Raw genomic sequence first — 20,655 nt, 5'->3', positions numbered from 1 at the left:
TATCCAACAAGGACTTACTCATTTCAAAGTATAAATACATAAAATAATGTAAATCATGACACGCATGAATCACTTTCTAAAAGTTATAAAGTAGATTCAAAATAAAAAAGCACTCTTAACTAGAGTGCTTTTTACTTTCAAACAAGGAGGCTACATATATGGATAGTACTCTCGTATTTAACTTTGGCATTGGTATTGTTATCATTTTATTCGTCTTCTTTGTACTTTGTATGAGCGGGGTATAAAAAGGCGATTTTCGAGCGTCTTTTTATACATACATATGTATTACTTGACTTCTATAAAAGTAGTAACCATAATAGTTACAGAAATGCAAATAGCTATTCACATATCCACAAATAGGAGGAAGAAAAATGAAACATGTAATCGTTTATGCACACCCGAATACAGAAAGCTTCAACCATGCGATTTTAGAAACGGTAAAAAGTGAATTAGAAGGAAAAGGTCACGAAGTACGCGTTCGCGATCTATACGAATTAAACTTTAATCCAGTATTAGGCGCTTCCGATTTCATCTCATTTTCTCAAGGAAATACACCAGAAGATATTAAAGAAGAACAAGAACATATCTCTTGGGCTGACAGCATTACATTCATTTATCCAGTGTGGTGGGCGGGACTTCCTGCTATTTTAAAAGGATACGTTGACCGTGTATTTAGCCATGGATTTGCTTATGCTTACGGTGAAAACGGCATTGAAAAGTTATTAAGCGGTAAAAAAGGATTGTTATTATCTACAATGGGCAATACGAAAGAAGCATACACAGCAGGGGGCATGTTTGATGCAATGAAGAAAACAGCGGATGTTGGTATTTTTGAATTTACAGGTATTGAAACAATTGAGCATACATTCTATACAAGTGTCCCTTCTGTGGATGACAGTGTGCGTAAGCAATATCTTGAAGAGGTTAAAGACGTTGTGAATCGTGCATTCTAATAAAATTATATCAGCGATTTTCTAAATATATCAGCGCAACTCAGATTATATCAGCGATTTTCTAAATATATCGGCGCAACTCAGATTATATCGGCGATTTTTCAAATATATCGACTTACCGACAAAAATCGACACTAGTCACAACGAAATAAAAAAGCTGTTCCAAAGTTTGGAACAGCTTTTTTCATTACATCTTCTCAATCCACTCCGTCAAGTTATGCACAACTTGCGTTGGTTGTACTTCGTATTCTGTTAACTTCTCCACAGTTGTGACTCCAGTGTGGACAAGAAGGGTATGCATACCAGCATTTATTCCTGCTAAAATGTCTGTATCGTAGTTATCCCCAACCATTAGTGCTTCATTCTTTTCTATGCCAAGCACTTTCAAAGCTTGTTCCATAATGATTGATTCTGGTTTTCCGATAAAGATTGGATCCACACCTGTTGATACTGCTACAACTGATGTTAATGAACCATTACCTGGTAATAATCCTCGCTCAGTTGGGATGGCAATGTCCCCATTTGTGGAAATAAACGTTGCGCCATTACGCACAGCAAGACACGCTTTTGCTAATTTTTCATATGTGATGTCACGATCTAAACCAACAACAACGAAATCAGGATTTTCATCCACAAGTTCAAATCCTTTTTCCACAAGTGCATCGTGTAAGCCTTCTTCACCAATCATATATACAGTTGCGTCTTGTTTACGTTCATAAATGAAGTTCGCAGTCGCCATACTCGTTGTGAATACTTGCTCTGCTTTCGCTGGAATATCGAAACGAACAAGCTTTTCTGCTACCTGTTCCGGTTTGCGAGTTGAGTTATTCGTAACGAATAAATATGGAATGCCGCGCTCTCCTAATGCTTTTACGAAGTCGCTTGCTTCTTCAATTTGTTCTTCTCCGCGATACATCGTACCGTCTAAGTCAATTAAGTAACCTTTATACATCGATTATGTCTCTCCTTCTATGCTAACGTTCTCACCTTATCATACCACTCTTATATTACCCGCTTTTCCAAAAGAAAAAAACGCTTTACCTTAAAGCGCCCCATAACGTTCATTTTTTCTCTTTTATTTGGTAAGAACAACTACAATCGCCCTCGCACATATTTGCTAGCGTTTTTACATCTGCTCCTGCAAATAAACGCTTATACATTTCTTTTTCATCTTCACACACTTGCGGGAATCTCTCGGCAATTTCCTTTAACGGACAGTTTTGTTTTTCAATTACGAAAGAGTTCTCTCCGTCTCTCTTAATTTGAACCATATAACCATTTTTCTCTTGCATAGCTGCTATCTCTTGCACTTTATATGCTAAATTCTTTTGATTACTCACTCTCTTTTGTAACTGTTCTTCCATTCGCTTCGTTCTCTCTTTTAAAACGTAACGAAGTATTTTTTCATCGCCCATTCGAGCTAAATCTTCTAGCATATCAATCGCAAATTGCTTATACTCTTTCGGGAATGTATCTTCTCCCTTTTCGCTTAATCCATACAAATAAGTTGGTCTTCCGACATGTTGCCTTACCATCTTAGAATAAATGAGTCCGTCTTTCTCAAGATTACTTAAATGTCTTCGAATCGCCATTTCTGTAATCTCTAAAACGTCAGCTAGTTCCGCTACCGTGTGCTCTCCCTTTACTTTCAACAATTGTACAATCTCGTCTTTCGTAGTACGTGCTTCCCCCATACTTCACCCTTCTCCCTTTTCTTTCTCACATACAATATAAGATCCCCAAAAGGCATTCTCTGGGGATCTTATAAGCATAATTATTCTGGTACAAATGCAGATACAGGTCCTAATTCCTTTTCTAAATAACTGCGAATATTTGCTGGGTACTTTTCTACCACTGCAATATGTTTTTGAATCGTCTTATATAATTCATCATGATTCATTTGAATATAATCTTGCGTAAGCATTTTTCGAAGAAGAATAATTTCTTTCATCCCTTGTCCATCTTCCTCACTTATCACTCGCTCGTCCATTAAAATATCAATAATATCTTCATAGCTTCCTGGATCGCGCATAATAAATCCATCAATCATCGCATTTCCTACATCTAATACAGTATCAATAATAAGATGGGCTATGCGCTCTAATGCGTAAAATTCAAACTCGGTTTCATATATCTTTTTCTCTTGAAATGTACTTGTTGCTCGTTCTAAACATACTAGCATTTGTTCTATTTTCTTTCTGTCTACAAAATACATGAATGTCACCTACCTGGAAATTAAAGCATTTACATTTTAATTGTAACGCTTTCTTCTGAAAAAATCGACAATTTTTCGAATTCACCTTTTCACCGTTATTTGTTATAGTTATATTTGTATGATTTTTGAAATTGGAGGAATGGAATCTTGGAACGTGAACTCGCACTAGAAATTGTCCGTGTAACAGAAGCAGCAGCCTTAGCATCCGCACAGTGGATGGGCCGCGGAAAGAAAAATGAAGCAGATGATGCAGCAACTACAGCAATGCGTGATATGTTCGATTCAGTAAACATGGCAGGTACAGTTGTAATTGGTGAAGGAGAACTTGATGAAGCACCGATGTTGTATATTGGTGAAGAACTAGGAACAGGTAACGGTCCAGAAGTAGACATCGCCGTTGATCCATTAGAAGGTACAAACATCGTTGCAAAAGGTCTTGCAAATGCAATGGCAGTTATTGCAATCGCAGACAAAGGGAACCTTCTTCATGCTCCTGATATGTACATGGAAAAAATCGCGGTTGGTCCAAAAGCAGCTGGTAAAATTAGCTTAGATGATCCAATTGAAAAAACAATTGAAATTGTAGCAGAAGCTAACAATAAAAAGATTCGCGATCTAACAGTTATCGTTCAAGAACGTGAACGTCATCAAGATATTATTGACCGTGTTCGTGCAAAAGGTGCACGCGTAAAATTATTTGGTGACGGTGATGTTGGTGCGTCAATCGCAACAGCACTACCTGGAACGGGTATCGACTTATTCGTAGGTATTGGCGGAGCTCCAGAAGGTGTTATTTCTGCAGCAGCATTAAAGTGCCTTGAAGGTGAAATGCAAGCTCGCTTAGTTCCAATGAACGAAGAAGAAGAAGCTCGTTGTCGTGAAATGGGATTAGAAGATCCTCGTCAACTTCTTATGTTAGATGACTTAGTATCTGGGGATGATGCAATCTTCTCAGCAACTGGTGTATCTGCTGGTGAGTTATTAGACGGTGTTAAATTCCTTGGCGGAGACTTAGCTGAAACATACTCTATCGTAATGCGTTACAAAACAAGAACAGTACGATTCATTAAAACACATCACCATTTAGATCATAAACCACACTTAAACTTAGATATTTAATAAAGGAGCCATGTGTATGGAAGAACGTTTCTTTCTGTACGACGATACTGTCGCTACAAAAACTCGTTTCGTTAGCTTTATGGGAGAAAATGAGCGTCACGATTTAGCGCTATTATACTCCGATCGTCATTACGGTAAAACAATTGTCCTTGATATGCAACGCAATAAATTTGCAATCATCGGTGCTGACGATTTAAACGAACCAGGCTACTTAGAGCACGCATTTTCTATGACTGAAGAAATTGCAGAAGAATTACGCTCATTTTTATTTGAACTTATATAATTTATCGTATGCACCAGCTATTTTAGCTGGTGTTTTTTCATTAATAGAGTTTTGAATTTTCAATCTTTTGTGTTATAATGAAGAATAAATCTATTTGGATAGAAAGGACGTTATCTACGTATGCCAACAACTACTTTGTAATGGACCAGCAATTGGATAGCATTACTCTCAAAAAAGCACCGTGCTTTTTCAAGGGAGTAGTCTGCCCATTCCCATTACAAAGGAGCGTATTGCATCTGTAGTATGATGTTTACGGAGGTTCCTCTTTGGGGACCTCCTTTTATTCTTGTCTTTTTCTCATGCCTTCATACTACAAGACATCCAAATAGCTGTATTACGTTCCTTTACCACTACTATAAGAGGTGAAGGAAAATGCAGAAAGTACAACTTTCTTGGAGTTTATATGAAAACGAGCAAAACACAATCGAAAAATATTGTAAAAATTGCAGACGTACTACCCTATTTACCGACACAAATATTCGTAGGCATAACGCCAACGGAAAAAACATATACCGCTTTGCCATTTATAAATGTCCGAAAGACCATACGTGGAATCAAAAACTTCGTATTTATAAAGCATTTACTGATCACGTTGAAACAGTCGATATGACGCAGCAGGATCAGCCAGAAACAACTACTACCATTTCCATTACGCAACATCAAGAAAGCGGCATAACCGAAATCACGATCGTATTAGATATTGTTTTCGGTTCCCACCGCATCGATAAAGCCTTATCCACATATATTTCCGACTGGAGCCGTACACGCATTGTGGATAAAATTAAAAATGGGGATATTCAATTAAACGGACAACAAATGAAGCCAAATACAATACTTTCTGAAGGCGATCATATCTCGATTTGTTTGTAAGTAAAAATATGCAAAAAATCCTCTTACAATTGTAAGAGGATTTTTTTATTTCTTCACTTTTCGTAATACAAAATGTGCGCAACCGAAGTTACAGTACTCGTATAAATACTCCGTTAACGTACTAATTTTCGTATCATATGTCGCACGTTGGTTACTATCATCAAAGAATCCGCGCAATCTAAGTTGCTCATATCCCCAATCCCCAACGATGTAATCATATTTATTTAAAATTTCTGCATAGCGCTCTTTAAATGCTTCTTCACTAAAACCGTCACGAAAGTTTTTAATTACTTCGTACTGAACATTATTAATGCTCACCGTAGCATGAATCTCTTGCTTTTGCTCCATCATTAACTTCCTCTCTAAGCATTCTTCTTTTTATCGTATCACAAAGCATAACAACCAACAATTTCAAATACAAAAAATTGCAAATTAGTACATGCTATGGAGAAGGAGGTGATACATCGTGAAAAAACAAATTTTACTTTCTCTTCTCACTCTTTCCTTATTTGCAGGCTGCCAATCAGCGAACAAAGCTGAAATGGAACGTGAAGAAGGAAGCCGTGTTCTTGTTTCCAATAAAAACGACATGTATCATACGGAAAATACAAATACAAGACTCACAAGAGTCGGTTATTCTTCTAAACAAAAGCATGAAGTATCTAACAAACAAGTAGGGGCCATTAATCGCGAGAAAGTCGCTGAAATGATTACAAGCATGACAGTCAAACTTCCTGACGTTACAAACGCTGCTACACTCGTTACTGATGATGAAGTGTTCGTTGTATATCGTGCAAACACAACGGATCCAAAACTCGTAGCGGATCAAGTATATAGAGCTGCTTTGTCCATCGTCCCTCGCTATTATAAAGCATATGTATCAACAGACCAAAAGTTGATTTCTCAAATTCAAGGGCTTCAATCTGGCGCATTAAATGATACAGAGTATACACAAAGCCTCGATATGTTAAAACGAGAAATGAGTAAAAATCCTCATTTGAACAATACGGGAGATCAGACTTTGAATGATATGATTAAAAAGTAAAACAGGTGGAGAAAATCTCCACCTGTTTTACTTTTTATTTTTTATTACGATCCGCATAAACCTCCATCGCATCACACATAAACTGCGCTAAACCTTCGCCAAACTTATCGATATTTTTCGTAAAGCGCTCATCAGCGACGTACATTTGGCCGAGTCCTTTAAAAGCATCTAATGAATAGTGACTGAAGTTTTGCAAGTAATCGTACCATACTTTAATAGCTGCCTGCGCCTCTTTAGAATCTGGAGCACCGTGTCTAAGCGTTGCTAAATTTCTATAAATAGCATTAAACTCCTCTTGGTTCTCTTTTGACATACCTTTTGCATATTCGTTCGCTTTATCTACAGCTGCGTCTCCCCATTTTTCACGTGCTTCTTCTTCATATGGGTTATGGCTGAAATCGAATCCTTCAAATTTCTCTTTATTCGTCATTTCAATCTCTCCTTTTGTATGCTGAATTGTTTTATCAATCGTCGCAATCACCTTATCTAATCTGGCACGCTTTTCAAGAAGCATCTTCTTATGAAGCTGTAGTGCCTCTTCGCGATCAAATGATGGACTCATGATAATCTCTTTAATTTTCTTCAAAGGGAAGCCAAGCTCTTTAAAAAACAAAATTTGCTGCAATGTCTCTAAATTTTCATTGGAATACAGACGATATCCAGACTCTGTCATCTCGTCTGGGGTTAACAACCCAATTTCATCGTAATGATGCAGTGTGCGCACACTAATTCCAACTAAATCAGCTACTTCTTTTACTCTCATTGTCATTTGTATCTCCCCCTTAGTACATACGATAAAGTATGACGCAACGTTAGAGTCAATAAGTAAATTCATTTTCTTTCTAAAAGTTTCATCTCTCCCCTATTTCATGCATAATAGATATGTACATATATTAGAAAGCGGTGAAAGTATGGTTTCAAATACTGTAATTGCCAGCATCATTTTTCAACTCATTGTCTCGATTCTGGTCCCAATTATCGTACTCGTTTATTTCCGTAAAAAATATAATATGAATTGGAAAGTGGTCGGCGTTGGTGTTCTTATCTTTATCGGATTCACCCAAATTCTTGAAACACCATTCCACCTATTTATGCGCGGTAATCCAACAATCGCTCCATTTTTAGAAAATCCGTTTGTCTTCGCAATTTATGGCGGATTGACTGCTGGTATTTTTGAAGAATTAGGACGCTTCGTTGCCTTCTTCTTCTTACTAAAAAAATATCTAGAATATAAAGATGGCTTCGCTTATGGAATTGGTCACGGCGGAATTGAATCTATTTTAATTGGCGGTTTTTCTGCATTACAAGCATTAATCTTTGCTAATTCTATTAACGATGGTAGCTTCGCTCGACTGATTGAACAAAAACCCGAGCTTAGCATTTTACAGGACATGTTAATTCAGCAACCTGCCTACTTATACTTCCTTGGTAGCTTAGAAAGAATTATGGCACTCGTGCTTCAAATCGCCTTTACAATGCTTGTTTTATACGCAGTCAAACAGAAGAAATATATCTTCCTAGTATATGCTATACTATTCCACGCATTTGTAGACTTTTTCGCGGCACTTTATCAAACAAAAACAATCAATATCTTTGTTGCCGAAGGAATTACCCTTCTCTTCACAATTGGGGCTGTCGTTCTTATTCGCAAGATGAAAGCGAAATTAATGAGTGTGCCAGAGTAAAAAATAACCCACCGATTGGTGGGTTATTTTTTATGGATTGTCGCAATGGTGATAGCTTTTTCCTTCTTGCAGCTCCCTCTTTGTTTCTGCATCTATAACGATGTACTTATGAAACTCTTCTACTTCATTTTGAGAAAAGGAAGCGAAAAAATAAACTTGGCGATCAGGATGAACAAAAAAATCTTGAAGCATCACACTACTCCGACAACCCATGGTTGTTTTTTGTAGGAAAGAAAATTCCTCATCAGCCACTTCTTTAAATAAGATTTTTTTCCGAACACTATATGCTGCATTATTGTATTCTTTATAGATTTTCTTATCTAACTGTTTATAAAAAACATCCTCACTCACAAATGACTTATTTCGATTGCTTGGATAATTTAGTTTTTGATTCGACTCTGCATAAGTTGTGGACAAGTGTATAAAAAAACAAAGACTAAATACAATACATATCATTTTATTCATGATTGCACCTCAAATGTTCATTATCCACATTACTTTTCCACATATTTAAATCAATATGCTGTTTCCAATAAAAAGGAATTATTTCTACATTTGTCGAAGTATATAGCGTCAACTTGAAAGATGGGGATGAATTATGAAGAAAATTATTGTAATACGACATTGTTCAGCAATTGGGCAAAAACGTGATGATGAATTAACGACCGATGGAAAAGACCAAGCAAACACCCTTGCTACATTCCTCTTAGAAAATCATCTACAAATCGATCATATTATTTCAAGCCCATTTGTCCGAGCTATCGATTCCATTCGGCCCTATGCGCTCCAAGCTAACTTATCTATCCAAGAAGATGAACGATTAACTGAACGCATATTGAGCAACATTCCAATGGATGATTGGATGCAAAAACTAGAATCTACTTTTACAAATATAGATATTGCCTTTTCAGGCGGAGAGTCAACAAAACAAGCAACAGACCGGGCCCTATCGCTTATTCAAGACGTTTTACAATTAAACCATACGACAACACTACTTGTTACACATGGCAATTTACTTACGCTCATTTTAAAGCATTTTGATCATACGATTGGCTTTAATGAATGGAGAACTTTAACGAATCCTGATATTTACGAAATTACAATCGACGAACAATGTATCATAAAACGCTTATGGGAAGCATCGTCCAAGTAATATCCCTTTCCAAAACATTCAGTTGACGCCACGAGAAGAGACTGTTCTAACAATAGAAAGGGGTATCATTTCATATGTACGAAGACGTACTTGCTTTACTACATAAAACAAATGTTTCTTATGAAAAATTCGAACACGAACCAGTACTCGATTATGAGACGGATCGGATCGTACGCGAGAGACTTGGCTTACAAGGCACTCCAAGTAAAAGCTTATTTTTAAAATCAAAGTCTGGAGATTATTACGTATTTTTTACGTTAGAGGGCACAAGGCTCAACCGGGGAGAGATGAAAGAACTAACAGGAGAACGCTTATCTCTCTGTTCTCCTGATGAACTGCGAGACAAAACTGGTTGTACGCCGGGATGTGTGGCTCCTTTCGGATATTCACACGATGTAACAATTATTGTGGATAACGCTATTTATACGTACGATAAAATTTTAATTACACCTGGTGTTCCTGAATTTACAATTGAATTATCCACAGAAGAATTAAAAAAGATTTTATTAACATGTCCAAATACCATTTTAGAGTACAAACAAAAAGAGAGCTAATCATTAGCTCTCTTTTTTCATTATTTAGCTTCTGCTGTTTTTTCTTTTGCAGAACGTACTTGCTCGTCCGCATGGTAAGAAGAACGCACAAGTGGGCCAGCTTCACAGTGGCTAAATCCTTTGCTAAGTGCAATTTCTTTAAGCTCTGCAAATTCTGCTGGTGGGTAATATTTAAGAACTGGTAAATGCTTCTTAGATGGTTGTAGGTATTGCCCAAGAGTTAAAATATCCACATTGTTTGCACGTAAGTCATCCATTGCTTCAATTAAATCTTCTCTCGTTTCACCTAAGCCCACCATAATGCTCGATTTAGTTGGAATATCAGGCTGCATTTCTTTCGCTCGACGTAAAAACTCTAATGAACGTTCATATTTTGCTCTAGCGCGAACTCGGTCAGATAATCGACGTACTGTTTCAATGTTATGGTTTAAAATATCTGGTTTTGCATCCATTAACATTTTTAAATTTTCTTCTACTCCACCCATATCAGATGGTAATACTTCGATAGACGTGAATGGGTTTTTACGACGTACTGCGCGTACTGTTTCAGCAAAAACAGCTGCTCCCCCGTCCTTTAAATCATCACGTGCAACCGCTGTTATAACAACGTGCTTTAAGCCCATTTGTACTACTGAATCTGCTACGCGTTCTGGTTCTTGTAAATCAAGCTCAGTTGGTAAGCCTGTTTTAACCGCACAAAAACGACAAGCACGTGTACAAACCGCACCTAAAATCATAAATGTTGCTGTTTTTCTTACAGCCCAGCATTCATGAATATTCGGACATTTTGCCTCTTCACAAACGGTATGAAGATTCTTAGAACGCATCATTTTCTTTAAGCCTGTATAGTTTTCATTCGTGTTTAACTTAATTTTCAACCATTCGGGCTTGCGCTTATATTCTGTTTGTTTTGTCATGGTTATCAACTCCGCACAATATGAAATAGTTTACCGTGTTCGCTTCTTTCAATGTAACATATCTATTCTAACGTATGAAAGCGATTTGCTCAAATGAAGATTCTAAGATTTTTTCCAATCGTTCCCTATAATGAAATACTCCGTATATCCCACACTAAAAAGAGTGATGTTGTGAAAGGAGTCTATTTCATGCTTCGAAAAATTTCTCTTTTGCTTTCTATTTGTTTTCTTCTCCACCAAAACATCGCTTACGGTGAAGATAATCAGCAAAGCATATACGAAAAGCGCATGGCACTATATAAAGAAACCGAGCAGTCTTCAGGCATTCCATGGTATTACTTAGCTGCAATGGATCAATATGAAAGAAATATACGGAGCGTAAGAAAAGATATTCCGAAAAAACCAGATGCCATCATTTCCCTTTATTTCAAACCAGAAATATGGGCTGGGCCTATTAATAGTAACGATACTCTCCCCCATACAATTTCTCTATTTGGCGGAATAGGTTTAGATGGTGACAAAGATGGATTTGCAAATGCAAATAGCGACCGTGATCTTCTGCATACCGCAGCGACTATTTTAAGGAAACAAGGAACGTCAGAAGACCGTATTAAAATTATGCTTTGGGAATATTATAAACGTGCAAAAACAGTTGATTTAATTAGCGAATACGCCCAAATTTATAAACATTATGGACGTATTAATTTAGAAGGAAATGCTTTTCCTCTTCCGATTCGTAGTGACCATAGCTACCGTAGTACTTTCGGCGCTGGAAGAAGTTTTGGGGGCAGAAGGATTCATGAAGGAACCGATATTTTTGCCGGATATGGCGTGCCAGTAAGATCGACTTGCTATGGCATTATTGAAACGAAAGGTTGGAACCGCCTTGGTGGATGGCGCATTGGTATTCGCGACCTTCATAACAATTACCATTATTACGCTCATTTAGGCGGGTTCTCAAAAGAAATACAACTTGGACAAATTGTTGAGCCAGGAAAAGTAATTGGATTTGTTGGTAGCACTGGTTATGGACCTCCTGGTACAGCCGGAAAATTCCCACCCCACTTACATTTTGGCATGTATAAAGACAATGGCTATACAGAATGGGCCTTCGATCCATACATGCATTTAAGCCTTTGGGAACGCAAAGAACGAGCAAATACAAAACGATAACCGTAGCTGCATTGCTACGGTTATTTTTTATCCATTAAAAGCCTGGCTGATCCGGGTTTCACTTTATTTACAACTAACTATCTGTTTTCTTTTTATCAGGTACAGCAACACTTCCGCTTCCATAATACGCAGGCACTTCCCCCTGAACGATACGCGTCGCAATCGGAACATTTTGTTTCACCGTTATCTCTTTCGTATGAAATGGAATAATTACTTGCAATGTTACTTCCATTTCCATAACAATTTGAATCGCTGTAGTATTAATTCCATGTGGCTCAATCTTTTGTTTAATATCTGTATTCACATGCCCAATTGGCGTGAAATGAATCGGAATATCTGGTCCTATATTACCAAGAAGTGCATTATCAGTCACACGTCCAAAAGGAACTGCCATAGTCGCCCCATTTTTTTCAGAAATACCTAGCTCCTTCAACTTCCCTTGTTCTACTTGTTGCAAATATTTTTCTATGTACGTGGTCGTTGACGTTACGATTTCATTTACTTGCTTCGTATTTAAATTAATTGTGGATACTTTTCCGTTTTTATCATTCTGTACTTTCATTAATGAATCTACATCAAATCCTTCATTAATTCGATCCTTTACTGCCTTCGTCATAATTGCCGTCGCCATTTTATGTGTCTCTACTTCTCCATATTTAATTAAGGTCGGCTGAATATTATTATTCACAATCCACAACCCCTGCGTAAGTAATATAATAAAAAGAATAAACGACATAAGCAGTATATACCGAAAGGCAATAGGCCCCCTTCGAAACCGCGAGTTTTTCGAGCGAAATATACTCATAAAAAAACCTCCTTCTTATATCATTTCTATGCAAGAAGGAGGGACGATATATGCTTATCTCATTTTTAATAAAGCTTCTTTTCCAATTGTACCAGCCGTAATGCCTAAAGCTTCGGCTTCAATCGTTACTGATTCTAGCGGCGCTTCAAGAAGTTGTTCAATCGTTCTTACACCAACCGCACGGCCAGCAATAATTCCTCGATCACCTAACTTCTCATTTAAAAGACCTACATCTAATGCACCACACATAATATATCCTTTATCGCTCATTACAGCTAGCAAATTCGTCTTTGGAAGTTTCACGCTAACTGCAATAAACGTATAATTATCAATTATAATTGGCTCCACATTAACCATAGTTCACACTCCTCTCTTTCTTATCTGTATGACAAGAGAAAAATGAGTGTTACAAGTTAACTAGCCTATAGTTTAACGGAAGATTTATAAGTTATTAACATATCTGTTAACACATCTCTAAGTAGTTCTGGCATATAATATTGTTTGTCAGAAAGTGTGGATAGCTCTGGGTATAAGTAGCCAAATGTAAACATATCAATTGTTCCTACTGTATATATACGATCTAATTCCAGCGATTCCCCGTTAATTAATACATCTTCGAGTAAAATTTTATTCCCAGGAATCGTATCTGGAATTACTTCTACACCCGCGTAAATCATTTTCCCCATCACTTTCCCACGAAATCCGAATCCTTTCACCTCAAGATTCTCCATATTCGGCTTACGTGCTTTCAAAATAACTTCTCTTAATATCTTTCCTGGAACTTTCAAAGCACACGGATTAATTGGATGTGGACAAATTCTGTGAATATCTCCGCGCGTTACGACACCCTCTTCTAACCCTTCAAGAAGTACACCAGCATTCACCATGCCAATTTCTGCACCGCACCATGTTTTCAGCGCACTTGCTAACATATGAGAAAACGGCGTCTCATGAAACCAATCAACCTGTAATGACTCTTTTAAATGAACGACAGGCTCTGCCATTATATGCTTACTTTCTTCCTGCAGTATTTCAATTGTGGATAACGGCTCGCTATAAGCACCTAACCGTTCCGTCTTAATCGCTCTACCGTCCTTTTTCAACAGCTTCTTCGTCTCTTTATCCACAGTAAGCTGCACGTGCCCAACGTAACGTCCCCACTTTTCACAGCAACAAAGTAAAGTATTATTCATTAGAACACCACGCTCAAATAAATGATGCGTATGTGCCCCTAAAATAACATCTATATCATAATGCTCTGCCATATACTCATCCATACTTTTTCCAAGGTGAGAAAGGACAACTGTTATATGAGCCTCATCTCTCACTTCTTCTAAAATAGACTCTAAATGGATAAGCGGATCTTCAATATGCCAATCGAGCATTTGATAAAACTCTGGATACGCAACAGTTAACCCGATAAAAGCAATCGTAATCCCATCTGTCGTTGTATGTAATTTATAAGGCTTTGCCCATGATGGACGTACACCTTCTTTTTCAAATAAATTTGCGACAAGTACTTCAAATCCAGCATCATCATAGAGCCGATTTAAATGCTCTTTCGCTAACGTAATGCCTTCATTATTTCCGATCGTTACATAATCATATAACGCCTCATTTAAAAGCTTCGTATTGCCAAGTCCATTTGTCGCTTCCGAAATACTATGAAAACGATCCACATGATCGCCGATATCAATCGTCAAAACAGTCTCTCCCAATTCCTGTCTTCGCTTTTTCTCCCCTAGAACAAACCGAGAAATTTGCGGCCAATTTTCAAAATGACTATGTATATCGTTTGTATGATAAAGGTGGATGATTGTTTCTTTATTTGTATTCAGAGAAAAAACCTCCTCTCAGTTCCTTACTGCCATTTACGCTATGCGCACACAATAATCCTGTAAATACTTTTCGTCTTTTCTTGCTATTTTACATTGTACTCGCATTGTGAGAAAAAGCAAAAGATTGTCCTTTTTATATGAGAAACTTTATTTTTCTAGTTTGTGGATTAGTTGGTAAGGCGGGGAATTATCAGAAAGTTTGTTAAGTGGTTTTACGAGTATTTTGGTGGATTTCCTTGTGGATTCTCCTATGGGTTTGTCAGTATCTTAGCCTTACTTACTTCCATTCGGCCACCTTATGGATGTCATCTAAATATTGAGGGGTATATGCCCCGCTCTGCTATGTCGTAATTTGTTGATAAGTCGATATCCCTTGTCTAATCGTCGATATATTGAAATAATCGCCGATATATTCCCAGTTATGGTCGATATATTTGAAAAATCGCTGATATATTTAGCTGGAAACCTACCTGGGTATCCTCTCGCAAGCCAAGACAAATCCGCAAAACAAAAAGCGCCCTGCACAGCAGGACGCTTTCTTCATACATATATTATCCAGTTCCAGCGGCTAGAATGTTCGGTGGCTTCACTTCTTCCTATGAGGCAAAAAGCGCCTCTACGTCAGAAGCTCCATCCCCCTCACATTCTGAACGAGCCGCTGCCACTTTAAATACTGTCCAGCTTTGCCTCCTAGACCCTCATGTCTAAGAACCTTCCGCACGAGAAGATAAAAAGCAGCTTCTGTGCGAAAGAACCTTAGCCAACGGGTCTGAACAGTCGGCTCCGCATTTCTATTTAACCAATAGAACCTTCCATCTCAAACTTGATTAGGCGGTTCATTTCAACTGCGTATTCCATTGGAAGTTCGCGAGTGAATGGTTCGATGAAGCCCATTACGATCATTTCTGTAGCTTCTTGCTCAGAAATACCGCGGCTCATTAGGTAGAATAATTGTTCTTCTGATACTTTCGATACTTTCGCTTCGTGCTCAAGTGAAACGTAATCGTTTTTGATTTCGTTGTAAGGAATTGTATCAGATGTAGATTGGTTATCCATGATTAACGTGTCACACTCGATGTTAGAGCGAGAGTTTTTCGCTTTTGGTCCGAAGTGTACGATACCACGGTAAGTTACTTTACCACCATGCTTCGCAATCGATTTAGAAACGATTGTTGAAGACGTGTTTGGTGCTAAGTGAATCATTTTCGCACCAGCATCTTGGTGTTGGCCTTTACCAGCAATCGCGATAGATAATGTTAAACCACGAGCGCCTTCGCCTTTTAAGATAACTGCTGGGTATTTCATCGTTAATTTAGATCCGATGTTACCGTCAATCCATTCCATCGTTGCGTTTTCTTCACAAACCGCACGTTTTGTAACTAGGTTGTATACGTTGTTCGCCCAGTTTTGGATTGTTGTATAACGGCAATATGCATCTTTCTTAATGATGATTTCTACTACCGCACTGTGAAGTGAGTTAGTAGTGTAAACAGGTGCTGTACAACCTTCTACGTAGTGTACGTGTGCGCCTTCGTCTACGATGATAAGCGTACGCTCGAATTGCCCCATATTTTCAGAGTTAATACGGAAATACGCTTGAAGTGGTGTATCAACTTTAACACCTTTTGGAACGTAGATGAATGATCCACCAGACCAAACTGCAGAGTTTAATGCAGAGAATTTGTTGTCTGTTGGTGGGATTACTTTTCCGAAATGTTCACGGAAAATATCTTCGTTCTCTTTTAATGCGCTATCTGTATCTTTGAAGACGATTCCTAGAGCTTCTAGGTCTTCTTTCATGTTGTGGTATACAACTTCAGATTCGTACTGTGCAGATACACCAGCTAAATATTTTTGCTCAGCTTCTGGAATACCTAATTTATCAAATGTTGCTTTAATTTCATCAGGTACTTCATCCCAAGACTTCTCAGATTTCTCAGATGGTTTTACGTAGTACGTAATTTCATCGAAATCTAAGTCGTTTAAGTCGCCGCCCCATTGTGGCATTGGCATTTCGTAGAACTTATCCAGTGATTTTAAACGGAAGTCTAACATCCACTGTGGTTCTTCTTTCATACGTGAAATTTCTTCAACGATTTCTTTTGTTAAACCGCGTCCAGCACGGAAAATCGAAACGTCTTTGTCTTTGAAACCATATTTATAATCGCCGATATCTGGCAGTTGCTTCGCCATGTTGGTGTGTCCCTCCTTAGATAACCTCGTTTTTAGGAACCTTTAACATTACTTATCTTCGTTTAAGCCCTTTTCTAACGCTTTCCACGCTAATGTTGCACATTTAATACGTGCAGGGAACTTGCATACGCCTTGTAATGCTTCAATATCTCCTAAATCGATGCTGTCATCGTACTCTTTTCCTAGCATCATGTCAGAGAAAATTTTCGAAAGCTGAAGTGCTTCTTCAATTTTCTTACCTTTTACTGCTTGTGTCATCATTGAAGCTGAAGACATTGAGATTGAACATCCTTCGCCTTCAAACTTCGCCTCTTGCACAATACCTTCTTCTACTTTCATCGTAAGTTGAATACGATCGCCGCAAGTTGGATTGTTCAAGTTAACGGTAACACTATCTTCTAATACGCCATGGTTACGAGGATTTTTATAATGATCCATAATAACTTGACGATATAACGTATCTAAATTATTAAATGACATTTGTGAAATACTCCTTTGTCTTGATTAGCGAGTCAACAAATGTATCAATTTCTTCTTTTGTATTATATAAATAGAAGCTCGCACGTGCTGTTGAAGAAGCTTTTAGCCACTTCATAAGCGGTTGTGCACAGTGATGTCCTGCGCGAACTGCAATGCCTTCTACATCTAATACAGTCGCTACATCGTGAGGATGTACGTCTTCAATATTAAATGTAACAAGACCAGCGCGATGCTTTGGACCATAAATTGTAACGCCATCTACTTCTGATAGTCTTTCTAAAGCGTATTGCGCTAATTCATGCTCATGCTTTTCAATATTATCAAGACCAATTTCTTCTAGGAAATCAATTGCCGCACCAAGTCCGATTGCATTACCGATAATCGGTGTACCTGCTTCAAACTTCCACGGAAGCTCTTTCCAAGTAGATTCTTGTAAATCTACGAAATCAATCATTTCACCACCAAATTCAATTGGCTCCATATTGTTTAGCAATTCTTTTTTACCATATAATACGCCGATACCTGTAGGTCCGCACATCTTATGAGCAGATAGTGCGTAGAAATCACAGTTTAAATCTTGTACATCCACTTTCATATGAGGTGTACTTTGTGCACCGTCAACGACCATAATTGCGCCATTTTCGTGTGCAATTGCTCCGATTTCTTTTACAGGGTTAATCGTTCCAAGTACGTTAGAAACATACATGATAGAAACGATTTTTGTATTCGGTGTAATTGTTTGACGAGCATCTTCTATTGAAATTGTCCCATCTGGTTGAAGCGGAAGATATTTTAAAGTTGCACCAGTTTTCTTCGCAACTTGTTGCCACGGAATGATATTACTATGGTGCTCCATGTAAGAAATAACGATTTCATCGCCCTCTTTTACATTTTCAAGACCATAGCTAGCTGCTACTGTATTTAATGCAGTTGTCGTTCCGCGTGTGAAAATAATCTCTTCCATTGATTTCGCATTGATAAACTTGCGAACTTTCTCACGTGCACCTTCATATGCGTCGGTAGCTTTCGTACCGAGCGTATGAACACCGCGATGCACGTTAGAATTGTATTCTTTATAGTAACGCTCTAACGTTTCAATGACTTGAATTGGTTTTTGAGAAGTTGCTGCACTATCGAAATAAACAAGTTGTTTGCCGTTCACTTTTTGATCAAGAATTGGAAACTGTTTGCGTATTTCATGAATATTCATTAGCGAACTTTCCTTTCAATTACCTCAACAAGCTGTGCTTTTACTCCTTCAATTGGAAGCTCATTAACTACAGGTGCTAAGAATCCATGGATGACTAAACGTTCTGCTTCGCGTTTTGGAATACCACGGCTCATCAAGTAGTATAGTTGGACTGGATCTACGCGACCTACTGAAGCTGCGTGACCTGCCATTACATCATCTTCGTCGATTAAAAGAATTGGGTTTGCATCACCGCGAGCTTTTTCATCTAACATAAGAACGCGAGAAGATTGTTGTGCATTTGATTTAGATGCACCGTGTTCAATCTTACCAATTCCGTTAAAGATAGATGTTGCACTATCTTTTTGTACACCGTGTTTTAAAATCCAACCTTCAGAGTGTTTACCGAAGTGAACAACTTTAGTTGTAAAGTTTTGTGTTTGGTTACCACGGCCAATTGTTACTGTTTTCGTATCAGCATATGAACCGTCGCCCATTAAGTTCGTAACGTTCTCTGAAATTGTGTTTCCGTCATTCATAAGGCCTAGAGCCCAATCAATACGGCCGTCGCGTCCTACTGTGCCGCGGCGGTTAACGTAAGTTGTTACATCTTTTGCTAATAGATCAACCGCACCGAATTTCACTTGTGCGCCTTGTTCCACGATTACTTCTGCTACGATATTTGCAATACCTTTAGCATTTTCATTTGCAACGTAGTTTTCTACATAAGTTGCAGTACTGTTCGCATCAGCTACGAATAATACGTGGTTATATACGTTAGCTTCTTCGCCGTCTACTAAGAATACAGCTTGAAGTGGAGTTTCAAGAACAACGTTTTTCGGAACATATACGAATGCACCGCCGTTGATTAATGCAGCATGAAGTGCAGTTAGACGATGCTCGTCTACCTTCACGCCGTCTTTCATTAAGTACTTTTGTACTAGTTCAGCGTGCTCAGTTGCTGCTGTTACGATGTCTGTAAAAATAACACCTTTTTCTTTTGCTTCGTCTGCTAAAGAAACGAATGCAGTTGTACCAGTACGTTGCACTAATACGCTGTTATTTTCATCGATTAAGTTTTTCACTGCTTCTGGAAGTTCAGTTAAAGAACTTACAGGCTCTTGCTTAGCAGCGTCGCCTTTTCCGATAAAGTCCCATTTGTCAATTTTCGTTTTATCAGGCGTTGGCATTGGAAGTTCAGTTGCTTGTGCAAGAGCTTGTAAGCGGAACTCAGTCAACCAAGCTGCTTCGTTTACTTCGCTTGCGCGTTGACGGATTGTTTCTTGATCGAAAGGTAATGTACCGATTGTCATGTTTATGCTCCTCTCTTACGCTTCTTGCTCTGTTGTTTCGTCTTCAATACCTAATTCTTTTTTAATCCAGTCGTAACCTTCAGCTTCTAGACGTTGTGCAAGCTCAGGGCCACCAGATTTAACGATACGACCGTTCATCATAACGTGAACGAAGTCTGGAGTGATGTAGTTTAATAAACGTTGGTAATGCGTAATCATTAGGCAACCGAACTCTTCGCCGCGCATTTCGTTAATACCTTTAGATACAACTTTTAATGCATCGATATCAAGACCTGAGTCGATTTCATCTAAGATTGCGATTTTTGGCTCAATCATCATTAATTGAAGAATTTCGTTACGTTTTTTCTCTCCACCAGAGAAACCTTCGTTTAAGTAACGTTGTGCCATTTCTGGATCCATTTCTAGGAATTCCATGTTTTTATCTAATGTACGGATAAATTTCATAAGAGAAATTTCATCGCCTTCTTCACGACGTGCGTTAATTGCAGAACGTAAGAAGTCAGCGTTTGTTACTCCGCTAATTTCACTTGGATATTGCATTGCTAGGAATAGACCCGCTTGTGCGCGCTCGTCTACTTCCATTTCTAATACATCTTCACCGTCGATGATGATGCTACCTTCTGTTACTTCATACTTTGGGTGACCCATAATTGCAGAAGATAAAGTTGATTTACCTGTTCCGTTAGGTCCCATAATTGCGTGGATTTCTCCACCTTTTACTTCAAGGTTTACACCCTTTAAAATTTCTTTGCCATCAATTGATACGTGTAAGTCTTTAACCGTTAATGTAGAACCAGCCATCTCAATACCTCCATTAATCCTATATATACATTTTAAAAATTCCTAAAACGTTCATATTCTCATTTTATT

The 20,655-nt window shown here is 38.1% G+C and carries 24 protein-coding genes; 9 read left to right on the top strand and 15 right to left on the bottom strand.

All coding sequences use genetic code 11. The annotated features are described in order from the left end of the window. The first annotated feature begins 371 nt into the window (after window positions 1-371). On the top strand, window positions 372-953 hold the full coding sequence (locus tag ACS2QP_RS12020) for an NAD(P)H-dependent oxidoreductase (protein ID WP_000683439.1): 582 nt from the start codon (window positions 372-374) through the stop codon (window positions 951-953). 187 nt (window positions 954-1,140) lie between these two features. Here ACS2QP_RS12020 and ACS2QP_RS12015 read toward each other — a convergent pair whose 3' ends face one another. From ACS2QP_RS12015 to ACS2QP_RS12005, 3 genes are all read right to left on the bottom strand, one after another. Then, window positions 1,141-1,905: a TIGR01457 family HAD-type hydrolase gene (locus ACS2QP_RS12015; protein ID WP_000276467.1), complete on the bottom strand. Its 765-nt coding sequence runs from the start codon at window positions 1,903-1,905 to the stop codon at window positions 1,141-1,143. Window positions 1,906-2,014: 109 nt separating this feature from the next. Continuing rightward, a complete protein-coding gene (locus ACS2QP_RS12010; protein WP_153582574.1) occupies window positions 2,015-2,647 on the bottom strand; it encodes a helix-turn-helix transcriptional regulator in 633 nt (210 codons plus the stop codon). A gap of 80 nt (window positions 2,648-2,727) precedes the next feature. Then, complete coding sequence (locus tag ACS2QP_RS12005) at window positions 2,728-3,168, bottom strand: DUF86 domain-containing protein (RefSeq protein ID WP_000274010.1); 441 nt, start codon at window positions 3,166-3,168, stop codon at window positions 2,728-2,730. Between the two features lie 147 nt (window positions 3,169-3,315). On the opposite strand from ACS2QP_RS12005, the gene glpX reads away from it, so the two are divergent. The 3 genes from glpX to ACS2QP_RS11990 all read left to right on the top strand — a co-directional run bounded on the left by glpX (window position 3,316) and on the right by ACS2QP_RS11990 (window position 5,440). After that, window positions 3,316-4,287: a class II fructose-bisphosphatase gene (gene glpX, locus ACS2QP_RS12000; RefSeq protein ID WP_000439090.1), complete on the top strand. Its 972-nt coding sequence runs from the start codon at window positions 3,316-3,318 to the stop codon at window positions 4,285-4,287. A 16-nt stretch (window positions 4,288-4,303) separates the two neighbouring features. Further along, on the top strand, window positions 4,304-4,570 hold the full coding sequence (locus ACS2QP_RS11995) for a DUF3055 domain-containing protein (protein ID WP_000392606.1): 267 nt from the start codon (window positions 4,304-4,306) through the stop codon (window positions 4,568-4,570). Window positions 4,571-4,942: 372 nt separating this feature from the next. Then, window positions 4,943-5,440 (top strand): hypothetical protein, encoded by a 498-nt coding sequence (locus ACS2QP_RS11990; RefSeq protein WP_001174567.1) that lies wholly within the window; start codon window positions 4,943-4,945, stop codon window positions 5,438-5,440. Between the two features lie 45 nt (window positions 5,441-5,485). Here ACS2QP_RS11990 and ACS2QP_RS11985 read toward each other — a convergent pair whose 3' ends face one another. Next, window positions 5,486-5,788, bottom strand: coding sequence for a YutD family protein (locus ACS2QP_RS11985; protein WP_000435943.1), 303 nt, complete (start codon window positions 5,786-5,788; stop codon window positions 5,486-5,488). Between the two features lie 118 nt (window positions 5,789-5,906). On the opposite strand from ACS2QP_RS11985, the gene ACS2QP_RS11980 reads away from it, so the two are divergent. Next, window positions 5,907-6,485 (top strand): YhcN/YlaJ family sporulation lipoprotein, encoded by a 579-nt coding sequence (locus tag ACS2QP_RS11980; protein ID WP_000744132.1) that lies wholly within the window; start codon window positions 5,907-5,909, stop codon window positions 6,483-6,485. 34 nt (window positions 6,486-6,519) lie between these two features. On the opposite strand, the gene ACS2QP_RS11975 is transcribed toward ACS2QP_RS11980, so the two are convergent. Continuing rightward, window positions 6,520-7,254 (bottom strand): MerR family transcriptional regulator, encoded by a 735-nt coding sequence (locus tag ACS2QP_RS11975; RefSeq protein WP_326263259.1) that lies wholly within the window; start codon window positions 7,252-7,254, stop codon window positions 6,520-6,522. A gap of 100 nt (window positions 7,255-7,354) precedes the next feature. On the opposite strand from ACS2QP_RS11975, the gene ACS2QP_RS11970 reads away from it, so the two are divergent. Further along, complete coding sequence (locus tag ACS2QP_RS11970) at window positions 7,355-8,170, top strand: YhfC family intramembrane metalloprotease (protein WP_002164635.1); 816 nt, start codon at window positions 7,355-7,357, stop codon at window positions 8,168-8,170. 30 nt (window positions 8,171-8,200) lie between these two features. On the opposite strand, the gene ACS2QP_RS11965 is transcribed toward ACS2QP_RS11970, so the two are convergent. Next, window positions 8,201-8,635, bottom strand: a complete 435-nt coding sequence (locus tag ACS2QP_RS11965) for a hypothetical protein (protein ID WP_001038433.1) — start codon at window positions 8,633-8,635, stop codon at window positions 8,201-8,203. 133 nt (window positions 8,636-8,768) lie between these two features. Here ACS2QP_RS11965 and ACS2QP_RS11960 point away from each other — a divergent pair, with 133 nt between their 5' ends. After that, a complete protein-coding gene (locus ACS2QP_RS11960) occupies window positions 8,769-9,323 on the top strand; it encodes a histidine phosphatase family protein (protein ID WP_000721022.1) in 555 nt (184 codons plus the stop codon). Window positions 9,324-9,397: 74 nt separating this feature from the next. Next, window positions 9,398-9,877 (top strand): YbaK/EbsC family protein, encoded by a 480-nt coding sequence (locus tag ACS2QP_RS11955; protein WP_326263260.1) that lies wholly within the window; start codon window positions 9,398-9,400, stop codon window positions 9,875-9,877. 20 nt (window positions 9,878-9,897) lie between these two features. Here ACS2QP_RS11955 and lipA read toward each other — a convergent pair whose 3' ends face one another. Beyond that, window positions 9,898-10,794 carry a lipoyl synthase gene (lipA, locus tag ACS2QP_RS11950; protein WP_000166372.1) on the bottom strand — a complete coding sequence of 299 codons (897 nt, stop codon included), beginning with the start codon at window positions 10,792-10,794 and terminating at the stop codon, window positions 9,898-9,900. 189 nt (window positions 10,795-10,983) lie between these two features. On the opposite strand from lipA, the gene ACS2QP_RS11945 reads away from it, so the two are divergent. After that, entirely contained in the window at window positions 10,984-11,967 is a 984-nt protein-coding gene (locus ACS2QP_RS11945) for a M23 family metallopeptidase (RefSeq protein WP_016118833.1), read from the top strand. A 73-nt stretch (window positions 11,968-12,040) separates the two neighbouring features. On the opposite strand, the gene yunB is transcribed toward ACS2QP_RS11945, so the two are convergent. From yunB to sufC, 8 genes are all read right to left on the bottom strand, one after another. Next, window positions 12,041-12,772 (bottom strand): sporulation protein YunB, encoded by a 732-nt coding sequence (gene yunB, locus ACS2QP_RS11940; RefSeq protein WP_326263261.1) that lies wholly within the window; start codon window positions 12,770-12,772, stop codon window positions 12,041-12,043. Window positions 12,773-12,826: 54 nt separating this feature from the next. Then, complete coding sequence (locus ACS2QP_RS11935; RefSeq protein ID WP_000248463.1) at window positions 12,827-13,129, bottom strand: YunC family protein; 303 nt, start codon at window positions 13,127-13,129, stop codon at window positions 12,827-12,829. Between the two features lie 65 nt (window positions 13,130-13,194). After that, window positions 13,195-14,586 (bottom strand): bifunctional metallophosphatase/5'-nucleotidase, encoded by a 1,392-nt coding sequence (locus ACS2QP_RS11930; RefSeq protein WP_438882462.1) that lies wholly within the window; start codon window positions 14,584-14,586, stop codon window positions 13,195-13,197. Between the two features lie 819 nt (window positions 14,587-15,405). Then, entirely contained in the window at window positions 15,406-16,803 is a 1,398-nt protein-coding gene (gene sufB / locus ACS2QP_RS11925) for a Fe-S cluster assembly protein SufB (RefSeq protein ID WP_001118827.1), read from the bottom strand. A gap of 48 nt (window positions 16,804-16,851) precedes the next feature. Continuing rightward, on the bottom strand, window positions 16,852-17,283 hold the full coding sequence (gene sufU / locus ACS2QP_RS11920; protein ID WP_000009523.1) for a Fe-S cluster assembly sulfur transfer protein SufU: 432 nt from the start codon (window positions 17,281-17,283) through the stop codon (window positions 16,852-16,854). Next, window positions 17,273-18,493, bottom strand: coding sequence for a cysteine desulfurase SufS (gene sufS / locus ACS2QP_RS11915; protein ID WP_001020760.1), 1,221 nt, complete (start codon window positions 18,491-18,493; stop codon window positions 17,273-17,275). The genes sufU and sufS overlap by 11 nt, the downstream gene beginning before the upstream one ends. After that, window positions 18,493-19,785 carry a Fe-S cluster assembly protein SufD gene (gene sufD / locus ACS2QP_RS11910; protein ID WP_017674513.1) on the bottom strand — a complete coding sequence of 431 codons (1,293 nt, stop codon included), beginning with the start codon at window positions 19,783-19,785 and terminating at the stop codon, window positions 18,493-18,495. Before sufD ends, sufS begins: the two co-directional genes overlap by 1 nt. A gap of 15 nt (window positions 19,786-19,800) precedes the next feature. After that, window positions 19,801-20,586 carry a Fe-S cluster assembly ATPase SufC gene (sufC, locus tag ACS2QP_RS11905; protein ID WP_000929160.1) on the bottom strand — a complete coding sequence of 262 codons (786 nt, stop codon included), beginning with the start codon at window positions 20,584-20,586 and terminating at the stop codon, window positions 19,801-19,803. Window positions 20,587-20,655 lie beyond the last annotated feature (69 nt).

The sequence above is a fragment of the Bacillus cereus group sp. Bce019 genome, from assembly GCF_051781745.1.
Taxonomy (GTDB): domain Bacteria; phylum Bacillota; class Bacilli; order Bacillales; family Bacillaceae_G; genus Bacillus_A; species Bacillus_A cereus.
This window is presented reverse-complemented; position numbering and strand designations above follow the sequence as displayed.